We start from the raw sequence: 6,657 nt of genomic DNA, 5'->3' as shown, positions 1-6,657 counted from the left end.
GCTGTACTTTCGAAATTCAGGTTTATATTATAACTTTTCCAATTAATAGTAATTCTTATACATAAAGCTTATTGTCGCATTCTCGATTCCCGGTGTCCATATACAAGCAGATCGAGTAGCCGGCGTAAAAGAAAAAAGCCTGCAGGTTAGCTCCAGACGGAACTTCACCTGCGGGCCAAAGCCGTTTTATTCCAATTCTTTGATCAATTGCCGTACCATTCCGTAATGCGGTTGAAAATTTGCTCCTTCGTAAACCCGTATTTCTCCAATAAGACGCTCCCGGGTGCGGACGCACCAAAACGATCCAACGTAATCAGGAGGCCCTCGGAGCCCGCGTAACGTTCCCATCCCAGCGAGCTTCCCATTTCGATGCAAACCCTTTTCCGAATGTGGGGAGGGATAACGGAATTCCGGTAGGCCTGATCCTGTTCTTCGAACAACTCCCAGGAGAGCATGCTCACCACGTTCACTTTGCGGCCGTGCTGTTCCAGCATGCTTGCGACCTCAATCGCCAGCGGAACCTCCGACCCGGACGCGATCAACAACAAATCGGGATGGCCGTGCGGCGTTTGGACACGAATATACGCGCCCCGATGCGCCAGCTCGCGCCCTTTCTCCGAGCCCGCGGTCACAGGTAGCGCCTGTCTGGTTAGGACAAGCGCACTCGGGCGGCGGCTTTGGCTTAAAGCAATTTGATAAGCGGCCATCGTCTCGTTCGCGTCGGAAGGCCGGAGCACCAGCAAATTCGGGATGCTTCTTAATCCCGCAAGCTGCTCAATCGGCTGATGGGTCGGACCGTCCTCGCCAACGGCGATGCTGTCATGCGTCAATACATAAATGACAGGTTGCCCCATTAAAGCGGACAGTCGCATCGCAGGCTTCATATAATCCGAAAACACAAAGAACGTTCCGCCGTAGACCCTCAGACCGCCGTGCAAAGACATCCCGTTCAAGGCCGCCGCCATCGCATGCTCGCGTACTCCGAACCAGATGTTGCGGCCCTGGAAATTCTCGGGTTGATACGCTTCTTCCTGACGGATCGTCGTTTTATTGGATGACGCCAGATCTGCGGAGCCTCCGAGAAAATAAGGGATGGCCGAAGCGAGCGCATTGATGGCTTTGCCGGAAGCGTCGCGCGTCGCCACCTTCTCTCCGATATGAAAGACGGGAAGCGCGGATTCCCAGCCCTCCGGCAATTCCCCGGCAAACGCCTTTTCCAGCTCGGAGGCCAAATCCGGGAATGCTTCTCGATATCCGTTCCACACTTGTTTCCATGATTGCTCCGCTTCGATGCCCCTTTGCACCGCTTGCCGGAACGGTTCGAGAATATGCTCCGGGATTTCGAAAGGCGGGTGCGGCCAACGGTACGCTTCCCGTACGAGGGAAATTTCCGCTTCGCCAAGCGGCGATCCGTGGCTTTCGGACGTTCCGGCTTTGTTCGGACTGCCGTAACCGATGATCGTCTTCACTTCAATGAGCGCAGGCTTCTGCGATTGTTGCGCCTTCTCGATCGCTGCGTGAATGGCGGTCAAATCGTTTCCATCTTCCACCTTTAAGACCTGCCAGCCGTAAGCCTCAAACCGCTCGGCCACACGTTCGGTGAAAGCGAGCTTCGTTTCGCCGTCCAGCGATATGTCATTCGAATCGTATAAAACGACCAGCTTGCTTAACCGGAGATGACCGGCCAGCGAAGCCGCTTCGGCAGCGACCCCTTCCATCAAGTCGCCGTCGCCGCACAGGCAATAGGTATAGTGATCCATCATGTTATAGCCGTCTCGGTTATAGCGCGCAGCCAAAAACCGCTCCGCCATCGCCATTCCTACAGCCATCGCAAAACCTTGTCCCAAAGGTCCGGTCGTACACTCCACGCCGGGTGTGTGTCCGTATTCCGGATGTCCCGGGGTATTGCTTCCCCATTGGCGGAATTGCTTGAGATCCTCCAGGCTCACATCATACTGGAATAAATGAAGCAAACTGTACAGGAGCATGGAACCGTGACCGGCGGAAAGCACAAACCGGTCCCGGTTCCACCAATGCGGGTTCGCGGGCTGAAATTTCAGGAAACGGCTCCACAAAACATATGCCATCGGAGCCGCGCCCATAGGCAAGCCCGGATGCCCCGAACCCGCTTTCTCAATCGCATCGACAGACAGCATGCGGATGGCCTGCACGGCGCACAAATCTTGATCGCTGTACATCATTGATTTCCCCCGTCCAACGACAATCCGCCCGGAACTTGAGTCCAATCCTTCAAAAATTTTTCAATCCCGATGTCCGTAAGCGGATGCTTCCACAACGAAGGGAATAAAGAACCCGGAATTGTCGCGATGTGCGCCCCGGCCAGGGCAGCATCTTGCACGTGCAAGATATTCCGAACGCTCGCTGTAATGATTTCCGCCGGGAAATTATAATGGTCGAGAACGGTTCGAAGGTCGCGAATTAACTTTAATCCTTCGATCCCGGTATCATCCAGTCTGCCGACAAACGGGCTGATATAGGTTGCGCCAGCCTTTGCGGCCATTAACCCCTGGGCAACCGTAAAAATCAACGTGACATTCGTTTTTATGCCTTCCTGCGACAGCTTATATGTCGCTTCAAGCCCATCTTCCGTCATCGGGAGCTTGATCACGACATTGTCGGCCCAACGCGCCAATTCGTGCGCTTCCCTGACCATATCCGCAGCACGAACGCCGACGACTTCCGCGCTTACGGGTCCGCTGATTTCCTTGCAAATTTCTTGTATGATTTCTTTAAAAGGCCGTTTTTCTTTCGCGATCAATGAAGGATTGGTCGTAACGCCATCCACCAGCCCCAATCGTTTCACCCGCTTAATCTCTTCTACGTTTCCCGTATCCAGAAAAAATTTCATTACTGCCAGCCTCCTCCTATCCATGTTCTAAACGGCAATCAGGCGTTTATGATGCGACGTGACGAAATGAATCCCCTGACCGCCTCCATAAGTGACCAGCGAGTGCGTCGTTTGCGTTCCGTCACGATTGCGTTGAATTCCGTTCAACATCACGCCTGTCGTAATGCCGGTAGCGACGAAAATGCAATCGTCCGAGGAAACGAGACGGTCCATTTCAAGAGGAATGTCAGGCGTATGAATCCCCATTGTTTTGCACCGTTCCCGCTCCTCATCGTTTGCCGGAAGCAGCTTCGCCTGCATTTCGCCCCCCAGGCATTTCAACGCCACCGCCGACAGGACGCCCTCGGGCGCTCCGCCGATCCCGACAAACAGATCGACCCCGGTGGACTCGACCGCCGTTGCGATGGCGCAGGTTACATCTCCGTCGGTAAAGAGCTTCGCTCTCGCCCCGGTGCTTTTGATTTCTTGCAAAATGTCGGCATGCCGTTCCCTTTGCTGCACCATCACGGTCAATTCGGATACGTCTTTGCCGAGAGCGTCCGCCACATTCCGCACATTATCGACAATGGACCGTTCCAAATCGATGCTGCCCTTCGCCTTCGGACCGACTGCCATCTTGTACATGTACATATCGGGGGCGTGAAGCAGCGTTCCCCGCGGGGCCGCGGCAATAACCGTCGTGGAATTTTCCTGGCCATAGGCGACAAGGTTCGTTCCTTCCAGCGGGTCAACCGCGATATCCAGCTCCGGTCCCCGGCCTGTGCCAAGCCGTTCCCCGATATGAAGCATGGGCGCTTCATCCATTTCGCCTTCTCCGATCACGACGGTTGCGTCCATCTCCATCTTGTTCAACATGAGGCGCATGGCGCTGGTAGCCGCCTGATCGGCTTCGTGTTTGTTCCCGCGTCCGACCCATGGATAAGAGACCAGAGCGGCCGCTTCGGCAACTTGCAAAAAATCGAAGAGCAGTCGTTTCATTGTTCTTCACATCACTTTACGAACATATTGAACGAACGTCTGGAAAATGTAATACGCCGAAACCGCCCCGGGATCCATATGTCCGACGGATCGGTCCCCCAATCGGCTGGACCGTCCCAATTGCGATACTAGGGACGCCGTAGCATTCATACCGTTTTCCGCTTCGGCAAGCGCCTTGTCATAGATGTCTTTGCCGATCTCATCTTTCTCGCTTTGCGTTTTTAATACGCCGAGTACCGGCAGCCAGGTGTCCATCATCGTTTTATCCCCGATTTTGGCTTTTCCGCGTTCCTGGATGCCTTGAATAGCCGCTTCCCAGAATGAAACGAGGTCCCGGTGCGTCAGTTCGGTCTTCCCTGGCAACGCCGCGGATCCTCTTAAAAATGCCGTGGCGTACAGCGGCCCGACGGAAGAACCGACCGCATTCAGGAATGCCATGGCGATCTCCTTGAGCAATGCGCCGCAATCGCTCGCTTCGGATTGCCGTATTTTGTCGACAATGGCCTGCCAACCGATCGACATCGTCACACCGTGATCGCCGTCGCCTAATTGGCGGTCCAGTTCCGACAGCTCGTCCTTGACTTGTTCGATTCGATCGGCAATCTCAACAAACAACTGCTTAAACTGCTCGAATGTCATGACCATGGAACCACGTCCTCCTTATTTCTGCACGTACATCGGTGTGTCAACGGGATAATCGATCATTTGCGCCAGTTCATCATCCAATTTCATGATCGAGATCGAACAACCGCCCATTTCGAGAGAAGTGACAAACTCGCCGACAAACGAACGATAAATGTGGACTCCGAGCTGCTTCAATCTTTGTTCGGCCCGGCGAAACACCACGAACAATTCCATGTAAGTCGTGGAGCCAAGCCCGTTCACCATGACGGCCACACGTTCGCCGGACTCCAGCGGCATGTCTTCCAGAATTTTATCAATCAGGTCGTCGGTCGTTTCATCAGCCGTTTTTAATTTCCCGCGCTGGACGCCCGGCTCGCCGTGGATCCCAAGACCGATCTCCATTTCATCCTCTCCCAGAACGAAGCTGGGTTTTCCGGTTTGCGGCACGGCGCATGGGGATAAGGCGACCCCCATCGTACGAATATTGTCGTTCGCTTTCTTCGCGACCCGGACCACATCGTCCAGTTTCATTCCCATGTCCGCCGCGGCTCCCGCACATTTGAAAACGAGGAATCCGCCTGCGATGCCGCGGCGCCGCTCTACCGCCGGCGAAGAGGCGACGTCGTCCGTGATTAATACCGTCTCTACCCGGATACCTTCCATGGCGGCCAACTCGGCGGCCATATCGAAGTTCATGCAGTCCCCCGCATAATTGCCATACATATAGATGACGCCTTCGCCGCCATGAACCGCTCTCGTACAAGCCAGAATCGGGTCAGGGGGAGGAGAGGCAAATACGTTGCCCACAGGTACGGCGTCGACAAATCCTTTGCCGATAACGCCCATGAAAGCCGGTTCGTGACCGGAGCCCCCGCCGATAATAACACCCACTTTCCCTTGACGGACCGTATTCACGCTTACTACCGCACGTTTGTTTTCCGGCAGCACTCTGACATACTGGGGATAAGCCGCGGCATAGCCTTCGATCATCTCGTCAACAACCAGATTCGGAACATTGATGAGTTTCTTCACTCCATTCACTCCTTCCCATCTGCTCTTCGATGTCCATAATTTTTTCTACTTTTCGTGCCGAATTGCCGCCCTGGAACTCCGAACTCAGCCAGGCTTCCACCACTTTGAGCGCGGCTTCCGGCCCAATCACCTTCGCTCCGAGCGTAATGATCTGCGCATTATTGCTTTTCCGGGCACGTTCCGCCGAATACGTATCGTGGCATTGGGCCGCCCGAATGCCGGGTACCTTGTTGGCGGCAATCGCAACGCCGATGCCGGTACCGCAAATCAGGATCCCGCGTTCCAGACGGCCTTTCTTGATTTCCAGGGCGACCGCGGATGCCACATCGGGATAATCGGTTTCTTCGCAAGAATGGCAACCCATGTCCACGTATTCGATTTTCTCTTTATCCAAATATCGCTTGATCCATTCTTTCAATTCATAGCCGTGATGGTCGCTGCCTATCCCGATTTTCATACAGCATCTCTCCATTTCCTCTCTATTCCTTTTTCGTATATGGGTTCATTATGATATAATACTGTCGTCTCATTACTTTCCGTCTTTCTCTAATGGAGGGAAGCGGAGAAGGATTGCCGGTCATGGTAATCCTTCTTTTTTTCCGCTTCTGCCGCTTCCTCATTACTCCATAAATTCGTCGACGTTTTCGGCTGTTACGAGCTGGAACGGAATCCAGTATTCTTTCTCGATCGGTTCGCCCTTCAGATACTTCACGGCAACCTCTACCGATTGTGCGCCCTGGCCTTTGGCGTCCTGGAATACCGTTGCGTTCAAGCGCCCGTCTTTTACCGCTTGCAAGGCGTCGGAGATTGCGTCGACGCCGACGACCGGAATATCGTCGCGGTCGGTCAACCCTTTTCCTTCCAGAGCCTGCAGCGCGCCAAGCGCCATTTCATCGTTCTGTCCGACGACAGCGTCGATCTGTCCTTCGAACGATTGCAGCCAGTTCTCCATCAATGCGAGACCTTCGGCACGGGACCAGTTGGCCGTTTTTTCCGCCAGCACCTTGATATCAGGGTATTTCTTCAGCACATTATGAATGCCTTCGCGGCGTTGAACCTGAGCCGAGCTGCCGATCGGGCCTTCCAGAATGACGATATTGCCCTTGCCTCCGATCTTCTCGGCAATAAAATTCATCCTGAATTTCGAAAGTGCG

At 54.2% G+C, this 6,657-nt stretch carries 7 protein-coding genes; all 7 read right to left on the bottom strand.

Translation table 11 applies throughout. The annotated features are described in order from the left end of the window. Positions 1-203: 203 nt before the first annotated feature. Positions 204-2,201, bottom strand: coding sequence for a transketolase (gene tkt, locus ABEV74_RS22390; protein WP_430149780.1), 1,998 nt, complete (start codon positions 2,199-2,201; stop codon positions 204-206). Continuing rightward, complete coding sequence (fsa, locus tag ABEV74_RS22385; protein WP_213531394.1) at positions 2,198-2,869, bottom strand: fructose-6-phosphate aldolase; 672 nt, start codon at positions 2,867-2,869, stop codon at positions 2,198-2,200. The genes tkt and fsa overlap by 4 nt, the downstream gene beginning before the upstream one ends. Before the next feature lie 27 nt (positions 2,870-2,896). After that, the gene (gene glpX, locus ABEV74_RS22380) at positions 2,897-3,847 is read right to left on the bottom strand and encodes a class II fructose-bisphosphatase (protein ID WP_430149777.1); all 951 of its coding nucleotides are present in this window, start codon (positions 3,845-3,847) and stop codon (positions 2,897-2,899) included. A 6-nt stretch (positions 3,848-3,853) separates the two neighbouring features. Further along, positions 3,854-4,492, bottom strand: coding sequence for a dihydroxyacetone kinase subunit DhaL (gene dhaL / locus ABEV74_RS22375; RefSeq protein ID WP_430149774.1), 639 nt, complete (start codon positions 4,490-4,492; stop codon positions 3,854-3,856). A 15-nt stretch (positions 4,493-4,507) separates the two neighbouring features. Continuing rightward, positions 4,508-5,503: a dihydroxyacetone kinase subunit DhaK gene (locus ABEV74_RS22370; protein ID WP_430149771.1), complete on the bottom strand. Its 996-nt coding sequence runs from the start codon at positions 5,501-5,503 to the stop codon at positions 4,508-4,510. Beyond that, the gene (gene rpiB, locus ABEV74_RS22365) at positions 5,466-5,960 is read right to left on the bottom strand and encodes a ribose 5-phosphate isomerase B (protein WP_430149768.1); all 495 of its coding nucleotides are present in this window, start codon (positions 5,958-5,960) and stop codon (positions 5,466-5,468) included. The genes ABEV74_RS22370 and rpiB overlap by 38 nt, the downstream gene beginning before the upstream one ends. A 162-nt stretch (positions 5,961-6,122) precedes the next feature. After that, positions 6,123-6,657, bottom strand: a 535-nt coding sequence (locus tag ABEV74_RS22360; RefSeq protein ID WP_430149765.1) for a substrate-binding domain-containing protein, incomplete at its 5' end; no start/stop codon positions are given.

Origin of the sequence: Paenibacillus cisolokensis (genome assembly GCF_050481165.1) — a bacterium.
Lineage (GTDB): Bacteria > Bacillota > Bacilli > Paenibacillales > Paenibacillaceae > Paenibacillus_AH > Paenibacillus_AH cisolokensis.
The sequence above is the reverse complement of the archived record's forward strand: the minus strand, read 5'-3'. Positions and strand labels throughout refer to the sequence as shown.